This is a genomic window from Bradyrhizobium stylosanthis, from assembly GCF_001641335.1.
GTDB classification, from domain to species: domain Bacteria; phylum Pseudomonadota; class Alphaproteobacteria; order Rhizobiales; family Xanthobacteraceae; genus Bradyrhizobium; species Bradyrhizobium stylosanthis.
Genome location: NZ_LVEM01000001.1, coordinates 2,434,190 through 2,454,055 on the forward strand (window position 1 = coordinate 2,434,190; position 19,866 = coordinate 2,454,055).

The window sequence follows — 19,866 nt, forward strand, 5'->3', positions numbered from 1 at the left end:
TTGACCGTCACGCTAGCCGAAGATATTTAGTTTTGCAAACTAATTTATAGTGGAGAACTGACATGCGACCTTGGGACGGCATCATCACCGACGAAGATCGACGCGCTTACGACGCAGCCGGGTTCGGCCGCTCGGCCGGCATCGGACAAAGGCCCGCACTTCTCATCATCGACGTGCAGTATCGAACGACCGGCTCGGTGCCACTGCCATTTTGGCAAGCGGTCGAGGAATTTCCGACGTCATGCGGCGACGTCGCATGGCAGGCCGTGGGACACATCAGCAAAGTACTGGAACTGTTTCGACGGAAGGGTTGGCCGATTCTCTATCCTCATGTCGCCCCGAAAGTTCAACAGGATGGCGGCCGGCTCGCTGCAAAAGTGCCGTCCATCATGACCGTCCCACCGAACGGCTACCACTTCGTGAAGGAAGTCGCGCCCATCGACGGGGAGATCCTGGTGCCGAAGAAGCATCCGAGCGCTTTCTTTGGGACCACGCTTGTAAGCCATCTCGTGGATCTCAAGATCGACAGCCTCATCATGACCGGGTGCACGACTTCAGGCTGCGTCCGCGCCAGCGTGGTCGATGCCTTCTCCTATAATTTTCACGTCGCAGTGCCACAGGAGTGCGTCTACGACCGTAGCCCGATCGCACATGGCGTGAACCTATTCGATATGGCCCAAAAATATGCCGATGTTGTCCCAACCAGCGATCTGCTTCAGTCCCTCGAGAACCTCACGGAGCGCGACGATGTCCAATGATTTTGAATACGGATCCGGCGGCATCGTTGGTTTCGCCCCGCCGCAATCGAATCCGACCGTGGAGCCCGAAATGGCCACCCTTATGCCGCCTGATGTACTGACCTTGACCACCCGGCTCCGCGGCGACACCGTCGACGCTCGCAAGCGGTTCTCCGACTACCTCTTCAACCTGGGAGATAGTCTCGAGGGATTCGGGGCGATCAAGCTCGGCGCCTTAGGCTTCGCCTGCACGGCAACGACTTATTTGCTCGGCCAAGACGAGGTTAGGCGCAAGTTCGACCAGCTCTCACGGCTGTACGGCTACCCTATCCTCTCCTCAGCGGAGGCCATAGAGCTCGCACTCGTCGAACTCGAGGCGCGGCGCATTGCTCTGTTTGGCCCCTACCCAGCCTGGTTGCAGGAAGCATCCTTTTCATATTGGTCACAGGCAGGCTTTGAGCTGAGCGCGAAAGGAGGCATTGACCTCGGCTCCGGTGACACGCTTAGCATCTACAGGCTGCGCGCCTCCAAGGTCGTCGATGCGGTTCTGCGCCTCGACTGGCGATCGGCCGACGCGATCGTCCTGACCGGAACCGGCGCCCCGACGTTGCGGGCCATACCCGACATCATCCGTGCCACGGGTAAGCCGGTCCTCTCCTCCAATCTTTGCCTCGGCTGGGCAGTCCTCAAGGCGATTGGCCACAGGGCGGCGCTCCCTGTCGGGGTGGGTCAAAGCATGCTAATCGACGACTGGCCCGAGCGAGCGGTACGGTAGCGATTCGCCCAACGAGGGCTCCAAGGAACGGTTGAGATGGCAAAGTCGACGGAGCGCGTAACGAAATCCAAGCCAGGCGCAGCAACCACCAGGCCCCGCGCTCCGAAGCTCCCGCCAACGATTTCCCGGGCAGCCCTCATGGTCGACGGGAGCGATACGCTGGTGCGCAGCATCACCCACCAGCACTTCGTGCTTTCCGGCTTGCTTGACACCATTCGCGGTGGATTTGCCTCCCTGGTCGGTCTTTCCTCCTTTCAATATGTGCTCATGCAGGCCGTGGGGCGGTTTTCGGATCAAGCATGGACAGTCAGATCGATATCGCGCGAGATGCACGTCACAGACGCCTATGCGAGCGTCGAGATCGCTGATCTTGTCAAGCAGGGTTACCTCGCCAAGGTCGTCAATCCCGACGACAGGCGCGTCAGCTTTCTCGAACTCACCGACAAGGGTGTTTCCTCGCTCTCGGCCATTGCGCCCATCCAACAAATGGTAAATGACGCGCTCTACGGCCATCTCAACAGCCATACCGCACTCACCTACTCCAACGAGTTGAGCGTCCTGATATCCCGCGCGGAGAGCGCAATTTTTGTCCTCAACGATGTCGCGGCCGACCAGCGCCAGGCCGCACTGAAGACTCACCTTAGACGTCGCCGACCGACAGTTCGGTAACCTCTCACGGAGCCGGCTTGACTCCGGACCCGGCTTAAATTATTTAGTTTACCTAAATAACTATGGAGACGCAAAATGCTTCGGACCGGCGCCAACTATCTTCGTTCACTAAGAGACGGCCGCAAGATTTACCTGGGTGGCCAACTCGTGGACGACGTGACCAGCCACCCTGCCTTTCGCAATTCGGCCCAGAGCTTCGCGCGGTTGTTTGACCTGAAGTCCGATCCAGCGCATTCCGCCTTTCTCTCCTTCTCGGAGGACGGCCAACGCCATAGCTTCTATTTCAAGCAGCCTCGCAGCCGCGAAGATCTCGAATTCCGCATGGCCGGGCACAAAGCCTGGGCTGATGCCAGCTATGGTCTGTTCGGTCGGTCTCCCGACCATGTCGGTTCGTTCATCACGGGAATGACTTGCCGGCCTGAAGTATTCGACATCCCGAATCACGGTTTCAGGAAGAACCTGCTCGACTACTACACCTATGTCCGGGACAACGATTTATACGTGAGCTATGCGACCCACCCTCCCCAAGGCGCGCGCAACTACTCGTCGGACGCCAGCTCGTCGTTCTTCAAGTCGCCGGCCCTACATGTTTCGTCCACGGATGGTGAAGGGATCACGCTTCACGGCATGAAGACGCTCGCCACCGGAGGCGCGTTCTGCGATGAGATCTGGATCGGCAATTTGACGCCGCTGGCGCCGGATAGGATTAAGGAGGCCGTGACCTGCGCCGTACCTGCGAACGCCCCCGGGCTATCGCTGTGGTCCCGTCGGTCCATGGAACAGGCTGCGCCAAACGGGTTCGACTATCCCCTCTCCTCCCGCTTTGACGAGAGCGACTGCATGCTCGTCTGTGACAACGTAAAAGTCCCGTGGTCCAGGGTCTTCACCATCGAAAATGTCGATCTGAGCCGCGCGATCTACATGGAGACGGGAGGCCACTATTTCGGCAACCATCAGTCGAACGTTCGCTTCTGGGCCAAACTTCAGCTGATTGTGGGCCTAGCGAACAAGATCGCCAAGTCTGCTGGTGTCCGCGGAATTCCGGCAGTCCAGGAGACGCTCGGACGGCTCGCAGCCATGGAGGCCACGATCGCCGGCTTGATCGCTGGTCAAATCGCAGATCATGAGCAGGTTGGCGATGGGTATGTCGTCGTCAACAAGCGCTATATGTATGCGGCGCTCAGTTGGTGCCAGGACAATTATGGGCTGATCTGCGCAACCGTCAGAGAGCTGATGGGAGGGGCGATCTTCCAGATGCCGGCCGACATCTCGATCGTCGAGAACGACAGTATGAATTCTCTCTTCGAGACATATTGGTCGACCGAACACGAGAGCGCGTTAGACCGGATGAAGCTCTACAAGCTGGCCTGGGATCTACTCGCCTCGGAATTCGGAGCCCGGCACGTTCAGTACGAGAATTTCTATGCGGGGCCTCCATTCCTTGTCCGAGCCCATAGCATGCGGCTCGCGCCTTGGGCCTCACTCGATCACACCGTCGACAAGCTGATGGCAAGCTACGATCTGCCAGCAAATACGACATCGACCCATCAAACTTCGCAAAAAATCCAAGCAGCCGCCCCTGCCGAATAGCAGAGGTCTGACCGACCGCGCGTTCAAAGCGACCGCGAACAGGTCGAGCCAAGTGAAACCAAGCGCAATCATTTGCAGCGAGAACTGAGAGTACTCAGCCATGAGTTTTGACCATCGACGGCTTCGTGACGCGCTTGGCCATTTCCCGACCGGCGTTATCATCGTAACAGCGCGGACCGAAGCTGGCGAGCATCTCGGTATGACCATGAGCTCATTCAACTCGGTCTCGCTGGCGCCCCCTCTCGTGGTCTTCAGCATTCACTTGGGGGCGGCAAGCCTGGCGAAATGGCGGCTATGCCGTCGATACGCAATCAACGTTCTCGGTGAAGAGCAGGGCCACTTGTCCGATCGCTTCGCGCGCGCAAAATCTGCCAAATGGGACGACATCAGCCCAATCGAAGGGCAATTCGGGACCCCGCTCCTTCCTGAGGTCCTCGTTGCGCTGGAATGCGAACAATATGCACGGCACGACGGGGGCGACCACGAGCTCTTCGTCTCCCGGGTACTCGCGATCCACGAAGGTCCGAAACACTCTCGCTATCCCCTCGTCTTTCAGAGAGGTCGCTATTGGTCGCTTCAAAAGGACCAATGCGTATCGTGAGCTCCGCGCAGACGAGCGGTGGTTCCCCTGATCAACTGCCTCAGAGGTACTTTGCCATCAGCTTGAACTCCTTCAGCGCAGCCCTGCCTTTTGGACCGGCTGCGGGGAATGAACGTTCAAGGTTATGACTGAGATGATCATGAACCAGCATCTTTTTAGCGTTCTCGATTGCCCCCTCCACCGCCTGCAATTGCTGGGCTATCTGCGCGCAAGGGCGATCCTGTTCGATCATCTCAATAATCGTTTCGAGATGACCGTGGGCGCGCTTCAGGCGGCGGGCGATCGAATGATGAGCATGATCCGTCATGACGTCTCCTATCCTCCCTGGAGGATACGACATATCCTCCAGGGAGGATAGGAGGATGTGCTTGACTCCGGGAGATCACAGGCCTATTGGGCCGATGACTGTCTGGAACATTTCCGTTTCCGACAGAACACAGTCAGACGAAGAGCTATGGGCAGTACCATCTGTGGCGCCGCGCTCCCCAACGGAGCAACGCTGCCAAAGAACATGAGCATCCGCGACGGCCGCAGCAGCGACAGGACGAACGATCGAACCTAGACGATCGCGATCTGCTCACTGACCTGCCGCTTCAAGCGGACGTGGAGGTGAGCGATGTTAAAGACAATCGCACGATTTCATTTGGTCGATTTCCGTCGCGTTATGCGCGGAGCAAACGGCCCCCTACCCGCCAGCGACAATGTCCGCGTTCACGGCGCCGAACGATCGCGTCGGTTTGCACGTCCGCAGCTGTTCTGTCGCTGGTCACGTGACGAAGATGGATTGATGTGCCGGTGGTCCGCTGAGGTGACCGAGGCGCCGGAATTGCGGCGCCTGTCGCCAGCATCTCGCCCCCTCTTCCTCGACCGGATCGGGCACCTGAGCCTTCGCCAAGGGGACGACCCGATGGGCAATACAGTTGTTGCAGCGCTGCGGCGTCTGGCGGCGGCGGCGATCCTTCGCTTGGCCAGCCGAACACTTCGCTGCGCCATGATGCTGCACGGACAGAGGCGGATTTCTCACCAAGGTCTTCGAACGGTCCTGTCCGGGACGCGCTGGCTCGGGCGGTTGGGCACTTGGCTCGCTCTGGGAGAGCGACGCGAGCACTGATCGGCGACACACCGAGGTACGGAGGGTTGAAATGAAGCGATTTGTGGCGGTTGGAAGCGTGCTCGCCGGCCTGGGGGGCCCTCAGGCGCATGCTGGTAATCTGGCGTCAGAGGTTCCCTCGGTGCGCCCCATCTATCACTGGACTGGCTTTTACGTCGGGGGCCATTTTGGCTATGGCGATGCGGACTTCGGGCGCGCCACGAATCCATTCCCAGAGCAAGGGGTGCTGCTGCCGCACAGCGCAACCGCGCTCAGCGGCGGGTTGCAACTCGGGTATAACTGGCAGCTCGCTGGCCGCGTCGTGATCGGCATTGAGGCCGACGCCACGTTCCCAGGGCCAGTCGATGGCCTGGCGCTCGCGCGCTCGCCCGCGCCGTTCAACACGACAATCGATTATGTCGGCACCGTGCGCGGCCGCGTCGCTTATGCCCTCGACCGCCTCATGCCTTACGTCACCGGCGGCGTTGCCTGGGGACACACACACATCAACGTCAATGACGCTGATGGTGTCACGCCGTTATTTCCGGTCGGCCACTACCAGGCCGGATGGACTGCGGGTCTTGGTCTCGAATACGCCCTCAGCGGCAATTGGACCGCGAAGGCCGAATACGAACATGTCGATCTCTCGCGCAAGACGTACGATCTCAGCGGCTTCGGCCTCGGCAGCGTCAACGTCGATCCGCGCATCCATCTGTTGAAGCTCGGCCTGAACTACCAGTTCGGCGACACGCCCTGGATGCCGGCGGCCGCCAAACCCAGGCTGCCTGGCTCCGACGGCTGGAACGTCCACGCGCAGTCGACCCTGCTCCCGCAGGGCTATGGGCCGATCCATTCGCCCTATGCGAGCCCGCAGAGTCTTCCCGGCGGCGGCCAGTTCCAGGCGACATGGACGACCACGGCATTCCTAGGCGCGCGCCTGTGGGACGGCGGCGAATTCTACTTCAATCCCGAGCTGGCGCAGGGCTTCGGCCTCAACGGCACGCTGGGCCTTGCCGGCTTCTCCAATGGCGAGGCACAGAAGGCCGGCGCGGCATTCCCGAAAATCCGTGCGCAGCGTTACTACCTCAAGCAGGCCTTCGGTCTCGGCGGCGAACAGGAAGCGGTCGAAGATGCGCCGAACCAGCTCGCTGGGAAGCGCGATATCGACCGCGTCACGCTCATCGTCGGCCGCTTCGCCGTCGGCGATTTCTTCGATGGCAACTCCTATGCAAAAGACCCGCGCGCCGATTTCATGAACTGGGCGATGTGGTCTTCGGGAGCCTACGACTTCCCGGCCGACCTGCCGGGCTATACCCGCGGCGCCGTGGTCGAGCTCAACCGCAAGGACTGGGCGATCCGCGGCGGCCTGTTCCAGGTGCCGTCCGCGCCGAACAGCGACATCCTCACCTTCAAGACCGGCGGCACGGTGGTCGAGTTCGAAGAGCGTCACGCCATCTTCGAACAGCCTGGCAAACTGCGCGTCGGCGTCTTCGCCAACAGCGGCAATACGGCGAACTACAACGAGGTCGTCGCACAGGCCGCCGCCAACCCGGCGCTCGACATCAACGACATCGCCACCGCCAACCAGCGCACCCGCTCCAAATACGGCTTCTACGTCAATCTCGAGCAGCAGCTCGTCACCGACGTCGGACTGTTCGCCCGCGCCAGCTGGAACGACGGCCAGAACCAGATCCTGTCCTTCACCGACATCGACCGAAGCCTGTCGGGCGGCTTGTCGATCAAGGGCAGCCACTGGGGACGTCCTGGTGACACAATCGGCATCGGCGGTGCCATCAACTGCCTGTCAGCCGCGCATCGCGACTTCCTCGCGGCTGGCGGCACGGGTCTCTTAATCGGCGACGGCCAGCTCAACTATCGTACCGAACGCATCCTCGAGGCCTACTACGCCTATTCGGTCGTCAAGAGCGTCACGATGACCGCCGACTATCAGCTCGTCGTCAATCCCGCCTACAATGCGGATCGTGGTCCGGTCTCGATCTTCTCGGGCCGCCTGCACGCGGAATTTTAGACAGAGAACCGCCTATGCGGCTGAAGGTCATTCGAACAGCTACTATCGAAGCGGAACCGCGCCCAAACATCTGGGACATCGTGGCGCTGATCCTGGTCATTGGGGCGATGGTTCTTATCGTCTATGGCGTCAAGCAGACCACCGCACCGCTATCAGAGCTCGAGCGCACTCCACTCTCGCTCGATCCGGCGACTCTGCCGCTCTACGCATTGCGCACCACGATACGGATGCTGGCCGCCATCGTGTGCTCGACGATCTTCACGTTCATTTACGCCGCCGTTTCAGCCAAGAGCCGGCGGGCGGAGATGGTGCTGATCCCCCTTCTCGACATCCTGCAATCGGTACCAATCCTTGGCTTCCTGACCTTCACGGTCATCTTCTTCCTGAACCTGTTTCCGGGCCAGGTACTAGGCGCAGAGCTCGCATCCGTGTTCGCGATCTTTACGAGCCAGGCCTGGAACATGACTTTCAGCATGTACCAGTCGCTGCGCAACGTGCCAAAAGACCTTGAAGAAGTCATACAGAGCTTTCATCTGTCCGGATGGCAGCGCTTTTGGCGGCTGGACGTGCCCTTCGCGATGCCAGGTCTGATCTGGAATGCGATGATGTCGATGTCCGGGGGCTGGTTCTTCGTGGTCGCATCGGAGGCGATCAATGTCGGCAACACCACTGTGACCCTGCCGGGCATCGGTTCTTACGTTGCGCTGGCGATCCAGCAGCGCGATCTCTCGGCGATCTTCTACGCCATTCTGGCGATGTTCCTCGTCATCACCGCCTATGATCAATTGCTGTTCCGGCCCATCATCGCCTGGGCCGACAAATTCCGCTTTGAGCAGACGGCGTCCGGCGAACCACCGACTTCCCTGATGGTCGACTTGTTTCGCCGGACCCGGGCCCTGCGTGCGGTGACGTGGCCCTTTTCCGCCATCAATCGCGCGATCTGGAATTTGCGCATTTCCCTCCCTCAACTGGGGGCACCGGCAAAGAGCAAAGGCCGGCCGTCTCGACTGATCGATGGTCTTTGGGTTGCCGCTATCCTCGCAGGCACGGCCTACGCCGCATGGCTGACCTATCGCTATCTCTCCGCCAGCCTTGGGCTAAACGATGTTTTCATCGCGATCCGTAACGGGCTGATCACGCTGTTGCGCGTCATCGTCCTGATCAGCCTCGCAACCCTGATCTGGGTGCCGATCGGCGTTTGGATCGGCTTGCGTCCAAAAATAGCCGAACGCATCCAGCCGCTGGCTCAATTTCTCGCGGCGTTTCCAGCCAATCTCGCCTTTCCGGTCTTTGTCGTCGGCATTGTCAGCTTCAGGCTCAATCCCGATGTCTGGCTGAGCCCGCTGATGATCCTGGGCACGCAATGGTACATCCTGTTCAACGTCATCGCCGGTGCCAGCGCCTTTCCGAGCGATCTGCGCGAGGCCGCGAACAGTCTTCATCTCGGCGGATGGCGGTGGTGGTTCAAGGTGATCCTCCCGGGCATCTTCCCTTACTATGTCACTGGCGCCATCACCGCTTCCGGCGGCTCCTGGAACGCGTCGATCGTTGCCGAAGTCGCGAGCTGGGGCGACACACATCTGAACGCCACGGGACTGGGCGCCTATATTGCATCTGCGACCGAAGCCGGTGATTTCCCGCGGGTGATCCTGGGCATAGCCACGATGTGCATCCTGGTGACGCTATTCAATCGACTGGCCTGGCGACCGCTCTACGCCTTCGGCGAGCGCCGCCTGCGGCTTGGCTGACGAGGAGACAACAATGCTCGATCAACCGTCTGCGCTCATCGACATCCGCGGCGTCTGCCGCTCATTTCCGAAAGGCAGCGGCGAACAACTGCTGGTGCTGGAGAGGGTCGATCTGACGATCCGCAGCGGCGAGATCGTCGGCCTGCTCGGCCGCTCCGGCTCCGGCAAATCCACGCTGCTGCGGATTATCGCCGGCCTGCTCGCCCCGTCCACGGGACGCGCGACCTGCCGGGGCGAGATCATCGCAGGACCGCCGAACGGCGTCGCCATGGTGTTTCAGTCTTTCGCGCTGTTTCCCTGGCTGACGGTGCTGCAAAACGTCGAGCTCGGGTTGGAGGCGCTTGGTGTCGACGCGACCGAACGGCGCAAGCGCGCCCTCGCGGCGATCGACCTGATCGGCCTCGACGGATTTGAATCGGCCTTTCCCAGGGAATTGTCGGGCGGCATGTGTCAGCGCGTCGGCTTTGCCCGCGCGCTGGTGGTGCATCCCGACCTGCTGCTGATGGACGAACCCTTCTCGGCGCTCGACGTGCTGACCGCCGAGACGCTGCGTACCGACCTGATCGATCTCTGGATCGAAGGCCGCCTGCCGATCAAGTCGGTCCTGATGGTGACGCACAATATCGAGGAAGCGGTGCTGATGTGCGACCGTATCCTGGTGTTCTCGTCGAACCCTGGCCGTGTCGCCGCCGAGATCAAGGTCGAGCTGCCCCATCCGCGCAACCGGCTCGATCCGCATTTCCGCCTGCTCGTCGACAGCATCTATGCGCGTATGACCCAGCGCTCGGAGCCCAAGGCGCCCGCGATCGAAGGCATCCCGAGCACCGGCGTCGGCATGACCTTGCACCACGTATCGTCCAATGTGCTGTCCGGGCTGATCGAGACGCTGGCCAACGCGCCCTACAACGGACACGCCGACCTGCCGGATCTGGCGAGCCAGCTTCAGCTCGAAGCGGACGAGATCCTTCATCTCGGCGAGTCGCTGCAGCTGTTGCGGTTGGCCCAGCTCAGTGAGGGCGATTTAGTGCTCACCGAAGCAGGCAAGCGCTTCGCCCATCTCGAAACCGACGCGCGCAAGAGGCTCTTCGCCGAGCATCTCGTCACTTACGTGCCGTTGATGGGATTGATCCGCCGCGTTCTGGACGAGCGTCCCACGCATACCGCACCTGCGGCGCGCTTTCGGAACGAGCTCGAAGACTACATGTCGGAGGACTATGCCGCCGAGACGCTTAAGACGATCGTCTCTTGGGGGCGCTATTCCGAGCTACTCGCTTATGACGAGCAGTCCGAGACCTTCAGCCTGGAAAACCCGGGCTGAGAATTCCCAGTACCGCCAGGTCAAGGAAGTGAGTGATCAAAAGCGTTTCTCGTCCTGTTTGCATGGCGGTCTAGCACCGGTTTGTTCGATTGATTGCAAACGGGCTTGGGGCGCGCGCCATCAGAGGCACGGATCAGGGCTCGCGGCTTTGTCTTGGGAGCAAGGGCGACTTGCCCGATACCCAAAATTGGCCAAGTTGACCCCAAACCTCCGCTTTGCCTGGAGGCGCGGACAACGTTCAGCATTGGCGGCTGATCATCACTTGGAGACCGCATTTTCTGATGCCCGAGAACCACACGCTCGTCGAGAAGTTCCTTTGCCGATCTATTGTGCGAGATGATCGGCTTTGGGGCCTGATGTAGCTGGATGTCGAAAGCCAAACCGGGGCCGCTTATGGCGAGAAGACCCCGAGCGTCTGGCCCAGCGCAATGGCTAGCGCGACCGAATCTGGGAGACCCGCGCCGGCGCAGTCGAACTGCGCATCCCGATGCGCAAGGGCTCCTACATCCCCCGCCTGCTGGAGCCGCCCCGGATCGCCGAGAAGGCGCTGACCGAGTGGTGCAGGAGGCCTATGTGCAGGGCGTCTCGACCCGTTCAGCAGACGACCTGGTGCAAGCGATGGGCAGGACCGGCATCTCAAAGAGCGAAGTCACCCGGCTCTGCGGCGAGATCGACGACAAGGAAGGCCTTCCTTGCCGGTCAGATCGAGGGTGACTGGCCGTATCTGTGGATCGACGCCACCTACGTGAAGGTGCGTCAGAATGGCCGCATCGTATCTGTCGCGGTGATTGCCGCGGGTGGCGTTAACAGCGACCGGCAGGCGCAAGGTTCTCGGCATGGAGATTGGACCGTCCGAGAACCGAGACGTTCTGGACGGCGTTCCTGCGCAAGCCCGCTCGCCGCGGCCTGCGCGGGGTCAAGCTCGTCGTCTCCGATGCTCATGAGGGCATCAAGCCGCCGTGGCCAAGGTGCTCAATGCAATTGGCAGCGGTGCCGCGTGCGCTTCACGCGCAGCGCACTGGCCCATCTAGTCTAGAGCGGCCGGCGCGTCGTCTCGGCCTTCATCGCTACCGCGGCCGCCCAGGACGATGCCGAGGCCGCTCGCCCGGAGATCGGTGTGCAGGAACTGGCGGAGCTTTGTGATGTCGGCGCGCTGGTCAATCATCACCACGTCGGACGTGCCGGTTGTCAGGGCGAGATAGCCGATGGTGGCGAGACCGAATGCGACCTTCAGTCCGCAGGCGCGAATGACGATTGCGGGCGCCTTCTCTTTTTGCGACAATGCTACTCCCTGCGGGTGCCTGGGGCCTGGATGGTCCTTCAAAGCAGATCCCCCAGCGCGCAAGCCACCTTCCGCCCATTCCCCATCTAGATTCGATGCGGTGGAGGAGCTGGAAACCGCCCCCCGCTGTTCAAGATGGACACGCTGCTGTTGCCAGACAGCAATGAACCCAATGTCCTTCTTCCGTCCGACCTCGACGGGACTGCACCCCGGGTGAGCTAATGCTCCACGCGCGCCCGTCTATGGATCGCGCAGCTTCCCTGGCGCTCGAGGACGGCGAACCTGCGCCTCACCGCGCGGCCGAATTGCGGGCCCGGGTCCTAACTCGCTTCAGCACTCGTTAACGAAACGGGCGTCAGGTCGGTTTAGCGGGACCAAAGCCTAAAAAATTTTTAGCCCCCTCTTGAAACCAAAAACGAGTTTGCTAATTTTTTCGTCGCCACCGAACGGTGGTGTCCGGGCGCCGCATGGGTCCGGGCCGTTGAGACGGGCACCGGTCGTGTCCGGTGCCGCTCGTAACCATCTTGCTCTTTGGAGGATTTGGCTATGCGCACTTATGATTTCTCGCCCCTTTGGCGTTCGACGATTGGCTTCGACCGCCTTTTTGACCTCGCCGAAATGGCTCAGCGGGCCGGCGAGGACAACTATCCACCCTACAATATCGAACGGCTGTCTGAGGACCGCTACCAGATTTCGCTGGCGGTTGCTGGTTTTGCGCCCAACGAGATCGCGATCACGGCCGAACAGAACGTGGTCACCATTGAGGGCAGCAAGGCGGAGAAGGCCGAGCGCGACTTTCTCTATCGCGGCATCTCGACCCGCAGCTTCAAGCGGCAGTTCAACCTGGCTGATTACGTTCAGGTGAAGAGCGCCGCATTCGACAATGGCCTGCTCAAGATCGAGCTGGTCCGGGAAATTCCGGAGGCCATGAAGCCGCGTCGTATCGCAATCAACGGCATATCGACCGACAACGTCCAGAAATTGGAAGCGAAGGCAGCCTAAGCAGGTTCCGACCGGCGCCGCGCGAGGCTTCGCGCGGCTGCTGCTCGTCGTCAATGCAAAGGAGGATACCATGCGGCCGACGACCGCTGACGACAACGTCTTTGACTTCAATGCGCTCCTGCATCCCGGCACCACGTTCGAACATCCCAGGGATGTCGTGTGCCACACCGGCCTGACGACGGCCGAGAAGCGGGCAATTCTGGCATCCTGGGCGTCTGATGCATCGGCGATAGCATCATACCCGTCGCTCCGCTCGCCCGCCGGACTGAAGAAGCCCGTATCGATCGACGAAATCATCGAGGCGCTGTGCGAACTCGACGGCGGGCCCCGAAATCCTCCGGGTGGAAAGCCCTGTCGGCTGCGCTCGACCGAACGTGCCTTAGCGGCCTAAGCCGGAAGGGGGACGAGCGATGATCGAGGGAAACCTTGAACGCCTGCGTGCCCATCGCGCCAATATTCGGCGCTACCGCAGGCTACTCGCGACGCGGCTGTCGGACCTGGAGCGAGAGTATATCGCACGCCGGATGAGCGAAGAGCAGCGTTCCATGGAGGCTCTTTTGCAGGAGATGTTTCCCGATCGCCTCTCGCCGCAGATGGCTAGCCGACGAACAACGAGCCTGGAGATCGCCGGGTTGCTGCATCCAGCCGAGGCGTTCGCTCGTCCAATGGACGTTGTCGATGATTGCGACCTCACATCGTACGAGAAACGGGCCATTCTATCGTCCTGGGCGGCGGATGCCTGCGCCGTGAAAGACAATTCCGAATTAGACGAGACAATCATCGGCACTGTGAGCTTCGACGACATCGTGGACGCCCTGCGCCTTCTAGAGTTCGATTCGAATCGAAAGACCGATGGCTCCAATCGAAAAGGGCGACGTGGCAGCCATGAGGCGGACGATAGTCCCGCCCTGTAGATCGATGCTTCTTATCGCTCTGCCGCGACTCTGACGAGAGCGCGGCAGAGACGGGAACATTCTTGAGCACTGCGAGAAGGAAATGTCTCAAACTGTATCTCAGAGATTGCCGTCGCTCGGCCCCGGGCTGACGAACTATCTGGCGGAAATTCGCAAATTTCCGATCCTCACTCGGGAAGAAGAGACCACCCTTGGGAGGCGATGGCGAAACCACGGCGATCGTGAAGCGGCTTATCACCTGGTGACAAGCCACCTGCGCCTCGTTGCGAAAATCGCCATGGGATATCGAGGTTATGGGTTACCCATTGCCGATATCATTTCCGAGGGCAATGTCGGCCTGATGCAGGCCGTGCGACGATTCGATCCGGAGCGGGGCATCCGCCTTTCCACCTATGCCATGTGGTGGATCAAGGCGACGATTCAGGAGTTTGTGCTTCGCTCCTGGTCGCTGGTGAAGATCACGGCGGACGCTGCCCAGAAGAAATTATTCTTCAAACTGAGGCAATCCAAGAGTGCAATATCAGCCTTGGAGGACGGGGATCTGAGGCCGGAACAGGTCAAGACGATCGCCACTTACCTCAAGGTACCCGAACGTGAGGTCGTGAATATGGACCGTCGCCTGCGTGGCGACCTGTCCCTGAATTTGCGTCACAACGATGCCGGTGACGACGGCGATGCCCTCGAACGGCTGGTTGATCCGTCGCCGACTCATGACGTAGCGTTGGCCGACAATCAGGAACTGGCTCAACGGCGCCAAGCCTTGGCAGCAGCCATTGAGAAGCTAAGCCCCCGTGAAAGGCATATCTTCACAGCACGCCACTTGAGTGAAGATCCCCCGAGGCTCGAAGCGCTTGCCCTGGAGTATGGAATATCGCGGGAGCGAGTCCGCCAAATCGAGCAAAGGTCATTTGAAAAGGTACAGTCCGCGATGCTGGCAGCAGAAAGCCGATCTGGCGTGACTGTACGATGCTAACGCCGTTAAATCTTTGTCTGATGACCGCGAACGGCATGGCCGCGGCCGGGGCAATCTGCGCGGCACGTCATATCTCCGCATTTGAAACCGCTCGCCTGGCGCAACTGGACGTCGGTCCGGAAGGTCCGGGAAGGTGAGACGACCAACGACATCTACGCGTTCCTGACGACGGAGCCGAACGCCGAGGTCGGTGCCATCCACCCCAAGGCAATCCATCTGCGGCTGCGTGGCAGAGTTCGCAGGTGAGCGTCCCAGAGAGACTTGAGAGGCCATGCTCTAGGCTGGCCTTCTGTCAAGCAACTGGGACATACCAACGGGAGGTTCCGGAGGCGCAAGCGCCGTAGAAGACCCAAAAGCATCTCACCAAGCCCTGACGACCAATTGCTGGCAGAGGTGGACTCGCGAGCAAATTGCACCTTAGGCCGGTGGGCGCGTGCCCCAAATTCGGATATCACAAAATATCGCTTGCTCCGTCGGGCAAAACAGGAGTTTATGGGGTGCTGGTATCTTCAATGGGAGCCAGCATGATGACAGACGATACGTCTTCCGAGCTTGCCAAGATCGCCAAGCTCAATGGCGACTTCAGGAGAAACTACGGAACCCTGCTCGGAGCATTTTTATATCTGCGCTCCATCAGTGCCGCGCGCGGCCGGTCCTGGCTTTGGGGCGGCTTAATTTCCGTCGCTTTTTCGGGTGGCCTGACGTGGCTATTGCGGCACGCCGGGGGTTGGCTGGACGGTCAATGAGTTCCGCTGCCTCCCTTTTCCTGGAAGCCTGCGATGCCCAGCCCTCCAATCGCTGACGGAGCGCACTGATGAGAATAGCGAAGGTCTCGCACCTGAATTCGCCGAACACACGATTCGAGATGCGAGTCCGCCCGTCCCTCGTCGCCCGTAGACTTACCGTCGGCAGGAGGAAGTAGTCCTTGATCCCCGCGTCGGCGGGATTCAACCTGACAATCAGGACCAGATCAGACTTCCTGTACTTGAGCCGCTGCATCTCCCATCTTGGGTTTGGGCCCGGATAGCTGTTGCCGTCGGAAACTGCTCGCGCGAGTGTCACCGACACGGTTACGATGCTGCTGACAGTTAGAAGCCGCAGCTCTTCCAGAAACGTGATGCTCCGGTGGCGCCGTTCGAGCTCGGCAATAATGTCTCGTGCAACTGAGGAGATGATGCGATTTGTCCTGGCTGCCGTCTCCTTGAAGCAATAGCGAGCCTTAGGTTCGAAACCGACGCGCCGAAAGACCTCGGCAAGGGATCCGAAGCGTTGGGCATAAGTCTTGTAATGAGGTATCCCCTTCGTGGTCATCATCAACTTCAATGACAGGTGGCCCTTCTTCCGCAACACTCGAGAAAGCCGGTCGAGCATCTCTTGATCTGCGATCACTCGCCCGTACTCGACCTCCTTAAGGCGGCGTTGCGCTCTCGCGAACAATTTTGGCTCGATGACCCGCTGGAACGCATTGTTCCGGCGGACCCACATTTCCGAAGGATTGATGACTTGCTTCTCGCCGAGCTTCTGCGAACGCCGATTGTATACCAAGTGACCAATGTACGCCTCGTTTTGGAGAGTGTTGCTGATGGTGAGCGAGGTCCAGAGCTTGCCGCGCGCATTGCGAATGCCGGCAGCGTTCAGCTCGACAGCGATCTGGGTTCTGGTCTTCCGCTCAACGACGAAGTCGTTGAAGATGCGCCGTATGACCTTCCGTTCGGATGCCGGGCCGGGAACGAGAATCGTGTGTTCACTCTTCAGGTTCTTCCGCTCGCCAAATTCGAGTACGCCCTTGGGTCTTTCATTTTCGCTGAGAAGCATGCGGCGTAAACCATATCCAGCGGGTCCCCCGCGCCAATAGCCCAATGTCACGACGTGGCACTGACCGAGGAAGACCTTCTTGGACAGTTGCTTGCTGTAATCGGCTGCAGCAACGCGCTTGATGTTCTTGAGGACGATTGAGGCAAGGCTGCCGTCGTTCTCAAAGTCATCCGCGCAATAGTGGATTTGGATGCCGGCACGCTTGCAGATGAACTCGTAATAGGCGCTTTCGTCCACGTCCTGAAAGCGTCCCCAGCGCGTAATATCGTAGACGAGCACGCAGCCGAAATTGGCGCGCCCGAGCTGAACGTCGCGTATAAGATCCTGCAGCCCTTCACGGCCGGTGATACGCAGACCACTTTTGCCGGAATCGGAATAGGTCCGGACGATTTCGATGCGGCGCCGGGCAGCGTAGGCAGCGATCGCTGCCGATTGGTTCTCAATGGAGTACTTCTGTGCGTCAGTGGACATGCGGACGTACTGAGCCGCCCGAAGCCCGAGCACGGCCTTCGGTAGTTGAGATCCGTGAACCACTAGAGCGTTGGTCATTCGACGCCTCCACAGTGTAGGCCGGGACGGTGCCTTACGAACTCCAGCGCGGATTTCATGCCGGTTGCTGGCCGCTCGTCGGGGAAAGGTGCCCGGCGCTCGCGATACAAGTCGCAGTCGCATTTTCCTACGAATAGTGACGTTTGGAAACTGCAATGGGACTGGGGAAAGCTATTCCGTGGACTGTGGCCGCTGTGTGATTGATCGCGGCCGGAGCCTCCTTTTCCGAGGTTCATCGGCTCGAGGGTCGCGTCGGGAAACTTCACACACTACGCATTCCATGATCACAAAGACGTGCGGGAATACATGATTGCGGCGGCTCTGACCGACGCTCCCAAATCCATCTTCGGGCTGGCGATCGCATTACCGAAATGGCCGCTCTTACGCGCGAGCCCTGCGGGCATCCGGTTGTTAATGCGGGTGTTGGCGGCCAAACGATCCAATAGGCGACGCGGTTGGCAACGCGCGTCCTCGGCGGACATGGTGCTTTCCTGGTCGCTCTTACGGTAGGGGCAAACGATATCGGATCGGCGTCGGCGCAAACCGATTTTGTTGCGTCAATTGATGCCGTCAAACCGCTCTCGCATCGACCGCTTGTGGCTCTTGCAGCGACGTCCGATGCGGCGACGAACCGGGCAATTGCCGCTGCAGCGGCTGCCCGCGGCGTTGCCTTTGTCGAGCCTCAGCTTCCAGCAACGGCCGACCGATGATGCCGGATAAGTCCATTATCGAGCTGCAGCCTACAGATCATGGATTCCCGCCTTGAAAGGGGCGATCACCCAAAAGTGCACCGGGTACTAGACGAGGCCGCTACTGAGCCTTTTCTTCATTTTCCACTGCAAAGACCTCGTAAAATTGTCCCGGCATCGTTTGGGTAAACAGAATTTCCAAGGCGACAATATCGGCATAGCCGTTGCTATTGTTGCCGACATTGATCAGGTCAACGATGGTCGTGCCCTTACCGGTGTCGAAGTTCGAGGCTGGTGCGCCAAGAATCCGGATGAGGCCCTGCATGCTGGGACCCTTAGTGCGGATAACGACTTTGATCTGTGCCGCGTTCTGCCGGGAAAGTCCCGAAGCCCGGAAGTCGACCCTTTGCCACTGATCGATGTCCCCCGTGGCTCCGCGCATCGTTTCCATCCAAGGGGCGACTGCCGCATTGGCTGCCGTGACGAGCGCAAACAAGGCAATGAGGCCGAGCCGCGCTTTTCGACGCATAGCAACGATCATTAGCCCTTCATCCGAAGAGAGCTTTTACTGCTGCTTCATTCCAAGTTGCTCTGCGCAAACGCTGCCGAGCTGAACGCCGGTCGAGGCTACTGTCCTTGTCTTCAGTATCGAGACTTTTAATCGTTCCGTTCGGCAGTGCGACGACATTGACCTTACAAGCATATGCCCGCGAACTTCCTGATGCGCTCGTTTGTCCATCACGTGAGATCGAAATTGAACTGCCGCTCGCCAGTTGCCAGCTATAAGCAGTGTCGCCGCTATTCATTTTGAAGGTACTCGCGGGTGGCCCCCACCGGACGATAAGAGCATCAACATTCTTCCCGACGTAGTCCTGGCCAACTTTGCGCGAACATCCGCGCCAGTCGCGTAACACTCTTCCCAGCGCTACAGAGAGCACTGCAATTCCAAGCCAACGCATTTTTCCCCCAGAGCCATATCCAAACGCAACTATGGCGGGAGATCAAGGGTGGCTGCCCATTCCACTATCGCGAGAGTCAAATCATCCATTCCTATTGGCCAACAACGTCCGCATCACCCAATCCCTTGTGGCTGTGGAAATCGTCAGGGTTAATCCGCGAGTCTGTCTCAGAGGACGATCTTATGGGACGGCTTGCTTGGCGATAGCTTCCGCTTCTTAATAGTCTTGCGACCGGGCGCCGCACGATCGGCCCTCATCTCCAGCATCAGTCTCTGCCGCCACTTTTCTCGGACATCCGTTTAGCTCCCGAAGGCGTCGATGAAACTCGCTGTCCCCGACCCTCCTGCGTCTTCTGCCCGATCAGCGCTGACAGCACGATCTATTTTTCTGTCTTCGTACCGGGCGCGCTGTTCTCCGCCGGCGACGGCCATGCGCTGCAGACGATGGCGAGTCTGCCCGACAGCGATCGAGGCCGCGCTCACCGGCACCTTCGAATTCCACGTCCAGCGGGATCTTCACCTCGCCTCCCGCGCGCGGAAACCGCGGTCGACTGGATCACGATGGATCAATCAAGACCTCCACGATGCGGCCAAAGGCGGCTCTGCGCGACATGATCGCGCTCATTCGCGAGAGGAGCGGTCTCAGCGCGCAGGACGCCTATACGCTTTGCTCGATCGCCGCGCACTCAGGCTGACGCAGATGGTCGACGGCAACAAGGTCTCCACTGCGTCCTGGCAAAATCCCGCACTCCCCGAGCGCGTCCTTCGGACCAGGCGCCGTGCGAGCTGCGCTTGATCAGACCAGGCTCGACTTGCCGCGGCTCAGCAGCTCACCCGCGCCCTTGTCGCCGACGATCCTGCCCTGCTCGTACACCACGCGCCCCCGGGCGATGGTGGTGACGGGCCAGCCTGTGATCTCAAAGCCTTCCCACGGCGTGTAGTCGGAGCCGTGGTGCAGATCGGACTGCTGAATTTTCTTCGTCAGCTTGGGGTCCCACAGCGCGATGTCGGCATCGAAGCCGACGCCGATCGAGCCCTTGCGCGGATAGAGGCCATAGATGCGGGCGTGGTTGGTCGCGGTCAGCTCGACGAACTTTTGCAGGGTGATGCGGCCCTTCGAGACGCCC

General features: G+C 60.1%; 20 protein-coding genes and 3 pseudogenes. 16 read left to right on the forward strand and 7 right to left on the reverse strand.

The window, feature by feature from the left end:
- The first annotated feature begins 62 nt into the window (after positions 1-62).
- The 5 genes from A7X65_RS11780 to A7X65_RS40520 all read left to right on the forward strand — a co-directional run bounded on the left by A7X65_RS11780 (position 63) and on the right by A7X65_RS40520 (position 4,372).
- Complete coding sequence (locus tag A7X65_RS11780) at positions 63-758, forward strand: isochorismatase family protein (protein ID WP_063684693.1); 696 nt, start codon at positions 63-65, stop codon at positions 756-758.
- Positions 748-1,512 carry a maleate cis-trans isomerase family protein gene (locus A7X65_RS11785; RefSeq protein WP_063684694.1) on the forward strand — a complete coding sequence of 255 codons (765 nt, stop codon included), beginning with the start codon at positions 748-750 and terminating at the stop codon, positions 1,510-1,512. Before A7X65_RS11780 ends, A7X65_RS11785 begins: the two co-directional genes overlap by 11 nt.
- Positions 1,513-1,548: 36 nt before the next feature.
- A complete protein-coding gene (locus A7X65_RS11790) occupies positions 1,549-2,181 on the forward strand; it encodes a MarR family winged helix-turn-helix transcriptional regulator (protein ID WP_156527734.1) in 633 nt (210 codons plus the stop codon).
- A gap of 75 nt (positions 2,182-2,256) precedes the next feature.
- Positions 2,257-3,771 (forward strand): 4-hydroxyphenylacetate 3-hydroxylase family protein, encoded by a 1,515-nt coding sequence (locus A7X65_RS11795; RefSeq protein WP_063684696.1) that lies wholly within the window; start codon positions 2,257-2,259, stop codon positions 3,769-3,771.
- A gap of 100 nt (positions 3,772-3,871) precedes the next feature.
- Positions 3,872-4,372, forward strand: coding sequence for a flavin reductase family protein (locus A7X65_RS40520; RefSeq protein WP_082884895.1), 501 nt, complete (start codon positions 3,872-3,874; stop codon positions 4,370-4,372).
- A gap of 40 nt (positions 4,373-4,412) precedes the next feature.
- On the opposite strand, the gene A7X65_RS40525 is transcribed toward A7X65_RS40520, so the two are convergent.
- Positions 4,413-4,679: a metal-sensing transcriptional repressor gene (locus A7X65_RS40525; protein ID WP_082884919.1), complete on the reverse strand. Its 267-nt coding sequence runs from the start codon at positions 4,677-4,679 to the stop codon at positions 4,413-4,415.
- An 835-nt stretch (positions 4,680-5,514) separates the two neighbouring features.
- Here A7X65_RS40525 and A7X65_RS11815 point away from each other — a divergent pair.
- The 6 genes and pseudogenes from A7X65_RS11815 to A7X65_RS43825 all read left to right on the forward strand — a co-directional run bounded on the left by A7X65_RS11815 (position 5,515) and on the right by A7X65_RS43825 (position 11,700).
- Complete coding sequence (locus A7X65_RS11815) at positions 5,515-7,491, forward strand: carbohydrate porin (RefSeq protein ID WP_063684700.1); 1,977 nt, start codon at positions 5,515-5,517, stop codon at positions 7,489-7,491.
- Between the two features lie 14 nt (positions 7,492-7,505).
- Positions 7,506-9,239, forward strand: coding sequence for an ABC transporter permease (locus A7X65_RS11820; protein ID WP_063684701.1), 1,734 nt, complete (start codon positions 7,506-7,508; stop codon positions 9,237-9,239).
- Positions 9,240-9,252: 13 nt separating this feature from the next.
- A complete protein-coding gene (locus tag A7X65_RS11825) occupies positions 9,253-10,557 on the forward strand; it encodes an ABC transporter ATP-binding protein (protein WP_063684702.1) in 1,305 nt (434 codons plus the stop codon).
- 366 nt (positions 10,558-10,923) lie between these two features.
- Positions 10,924-11,175, forward strand: a pseudogene (locus A7X65_RS43815) (hypothetical protein); the annotation flags it as partial.
- Positions 11,057-11,314, forward strand: a pseudogene (locus A7X65_RS43820) (IS256 family transposase); the annotation flags it as partial. The pseudogenes A7X65_RS43815 and A7X65_RS43820, both read left to right, overlap by 119 nt.
- Positions 11,315-11,400: 86 nt before the next feature.
- Positions 11,401-11,700, forward strand: a complete 300-nt coding sequence (locus A7X65_RS43825) for a transposase (protein ID WP_430642908.1) — start codon at positions 11,401-11,403, stop codon at positions 11,698-11,700.
- Here A7X65_RS43825 and A7X65_RS42620 read toward each other — a convergent pair.
- Positions 11,585-11,839 (reverse strand): hypothetical protein, encoded by a 255-nt coding sequence (locus A7X65_RS42620; protein ID WP_167358183.1) that lies wholly within the window; start codon positions 11,837-11,839, stop codon positions 11,585-11,587. The genes A7X65_RS43825 and A7X65_RS42620 overlap by 116 nt on opposite strands.
- A gap of 546 nt (positions 11,840-12,385) precedes the next feature.
- Between A7X65_RS42620 and hspD the strand changes: the two genes are divergently transcribed.
- The 5 genes and pseudogenes from hspD to A7X65_RS43100 form a co-directional block, all read left to right on the forward strand.
- Entirely contained in the window at positions 12,386-12,841 is a 456-nt protein-coding gene (hspD, locus tag A7X65_RS11835; RefSeq protein WP_063684703.1) for a small heat shock protein HspD, read from the forward strand.
- Positions 12,842-12,911: 70 nt separating this feature from the next.
- Positions 12,912-13,232 carry a hypothetical protein gene (locus A7X65_RS11840; protein ID WP_063684704.1) on the forward strand — a complete coding sequence of 107 codons (321 nt, stop codon included), beginning with the start codon at positions 12,912-12,914 and terminating at the stop codon, positions 13,230-13,232.
- 19 nt (positions 13,233-13,251) lie between these two features.
- Entirely contained in the window at positions 13,252-13,755 is a 504-nt protein-coding gene (locus A7X65_RS11845; protein ID WP_063684705.1) for a hypothetical protein, read from the forward strand.
- Between the two features lie 82 nt (positions 13,756-13,837).
- Positions 13,838-14,728, forward strand: a complete 891-nt coding sequence (rpoH, locus tag A7X65_RS11850) for an RNA polymerase sigma factor RpoH (protein ID WP_063684706.1) — start codon at positions 13,838-13,840, stop codon at positions 14,726-14,728.
- A 96-nt stretch (positions 14,729-14,824) separates the two neighbouring features.
- Positions 14,825-14,941: pseudogene (locus A7X65_RS43100) on the forward strand (SOS response-associated peptidase); the annotation flags it as partial.
- A 420-nt stretch (positions 14,942-15,361) separates the two neighbouring features.
- Here the strand turns inward: A7X65_RS43100 and A7X65_RS11855 are convergent.
- From A7X65_RS11855 to A7X65_RS40550, 5 genes are all read right to left on the reverse strand, one after another.
- Positions 15,362-17,092 carry a recombinase family protein gene (locus A7X65_RS11855; RefSeq protein WP_145658384.1) on the reverse strand — a complete coding sequence of 577 codons (1,731 nt, stop codon included), beginning with the start codon at positions 17,090-17,092 and terminating at the stop codon, positions 15,362-15,364.
- Positions 17,093-17,376: 284 nt separating this feature from the next.
- Positions 17,377-17,574 carry a hypothetical protein gene (locus A7X65_RS41630; protein ID WP_156527735.1) on the reverse strand — a complete coding sequence of 66 codons (198 nt, stop codon included), beginning with the start codon at positions 17,572-17,574 and terminating at the stop codon, positions 17,377-17,379.
- A 328-nt stretch (positions 17,575-17,902) separates the two neighbouring features.
- Positions 17,903-18,322, reverse strand: a complete 420-nt coding sequence (locus A7X65_RS11860; RefSeq protein ID WP_063684708.1) for a hypothetical protein — start codon at positions 18,320-18,322, stop codon at positions 17,903-17,905.
- Positions 18,323-18,329: 7 nt separating this feature from the next.
- Positions 18,330-18,587, reverse strand: coding sequence for a hypothetical protein (locus tag A7X65_RS41635; RefSeq protein WP_145658380.1), 258 nt, complete (start codon positions 18,585-18,587; stop codon positions 18,330-18,332).
- A gap of 948 nt (positions 18,588-19,535) precedes the next feature.
- The coding region (locus A7X65_RS40550; protein ID WP_156527736.1) for an amidohydrolase family protein at positions 19,536-19,866 on the reverse strand (331 nt) is incomplete at its 5' end.

Bases quoted from the DNA above. Each gene is read 5' to 3' on its own strand.
- A7X65_RS11780 (WP_063684693.1), top strand. From the start codon at position 63: ATGCGACCTTGGGACGGCATCATCACCGACGAAGATCGACGCGCTTAC.
- A7X65_RS11785 (WP_063684694.1), top strand. From the start codon at position 748: ATGTCCAATGATTTTGAATACGGATCCGGCGGCATCGTTGGTTTCGCC.
- A7X65_RS11790 (WP_156527734.1), top strand. From the start codon at position 1,549: ATGGCAAAGTCGACGGAGCGCGTAACGAAATCCAAGCCAGGCGCAGCA.
- A7X65_RS11795 (WP_063684696.1), top strand. From the start codon at position 2,257: ATGCTTCGGACCGGCGCCAACTATCTTCGTTCACTAAGAGACGGCCGC.
- A7X65_RS40520 (WP_082884895.1), top strand. From the start codon at position 3,872: ATGAGTTTTGACCATCGACGGCTTCGTGACGCGCTTGGCCATTTCCCG.
- A7X65_RS40525 (WP_082884919.1), bottom strand. From the start codon at position 4,679: ATGACGGATCATGCTCATCATTCGATCGCCCGCCGCCTGAAGCGCGCC.
- A7X65_RS11815 (WP_063684700.1), top strand. From the start codon at position 5,515: ATGAAGCGATTTGTGGCGGTTGGAAGCGTGCTCGCCGGCCTGGGGGGC.
- A7X65_RS11820 (WP_063684701.1), top strand. From the start codon at position 7,506: ATGCGGCTGAAGGTCATTCGAACAGCTACTATCGAAGCGGAACCGCGC.
- A7X65_RS11825 (WP_063684702.1), top strand. From the start codon at position 9,253: ATGCTCGATCAACCGTCTGCGCTCATCGACATCCGCGGCGTCTGCCGC.
- hspD (WP_063684703.1), top strand. From the start codon at position 12,386: ATGCGCACTTATGATTTCTCGCCCCTTTGGCGTTCGACGATTGGCTTC.
- A7X65_RS11840 (WP_063684704.1), top strand. From the start codon at position 12,912: ATGCGGCCGACGACCGCTGACGACAACGTCTTTGACTTCAATGCGCTC.
- A7X65_RS11845 (WP_063684705.1), top strand. From the start codon at position 13,252: ATGATCGAGGGAAACCTTGAACGCCTGCGTGCCCATCGCGCCAATATT.
- rpoH (WP_063684706.1), top strand. From the start codon at position 13,838: ATGTCTCAAACTGTATCTCAGAGATTGCCGTCGCTCGGCCCCGGGCTG.
- A7X65_RS11855 (WP_145658384.1), bottom strand. From the start codon at position 17,092: ATGACCAACGCTCTAGTGGTTCACGGATCTCAACTACCGAAGGCCGTG.
- A7X65_RS41630 (WP_156527735.1), bottom strand. From the start codon at position 17,574: ATGTCCGCCGAGGACGCGCGTTGCCAACCGCGTCGCCTATTGGATCGT.
- A7X65_RS11860 (WP_063684708.1), bottom strand. From the start codon at position 18,322: ATGATCGTTGCTATGCGTCGAAAAGCGCGGCTCGGCCTCATTGCCTTG.
- A7X65_RS41635 (WP_145658380.1), bottom strand. From the start codon at position 18,587: ATGAATAGCGGCGACACTGCTTATAGCTGGCAACTGGCGAGCGGCAGT.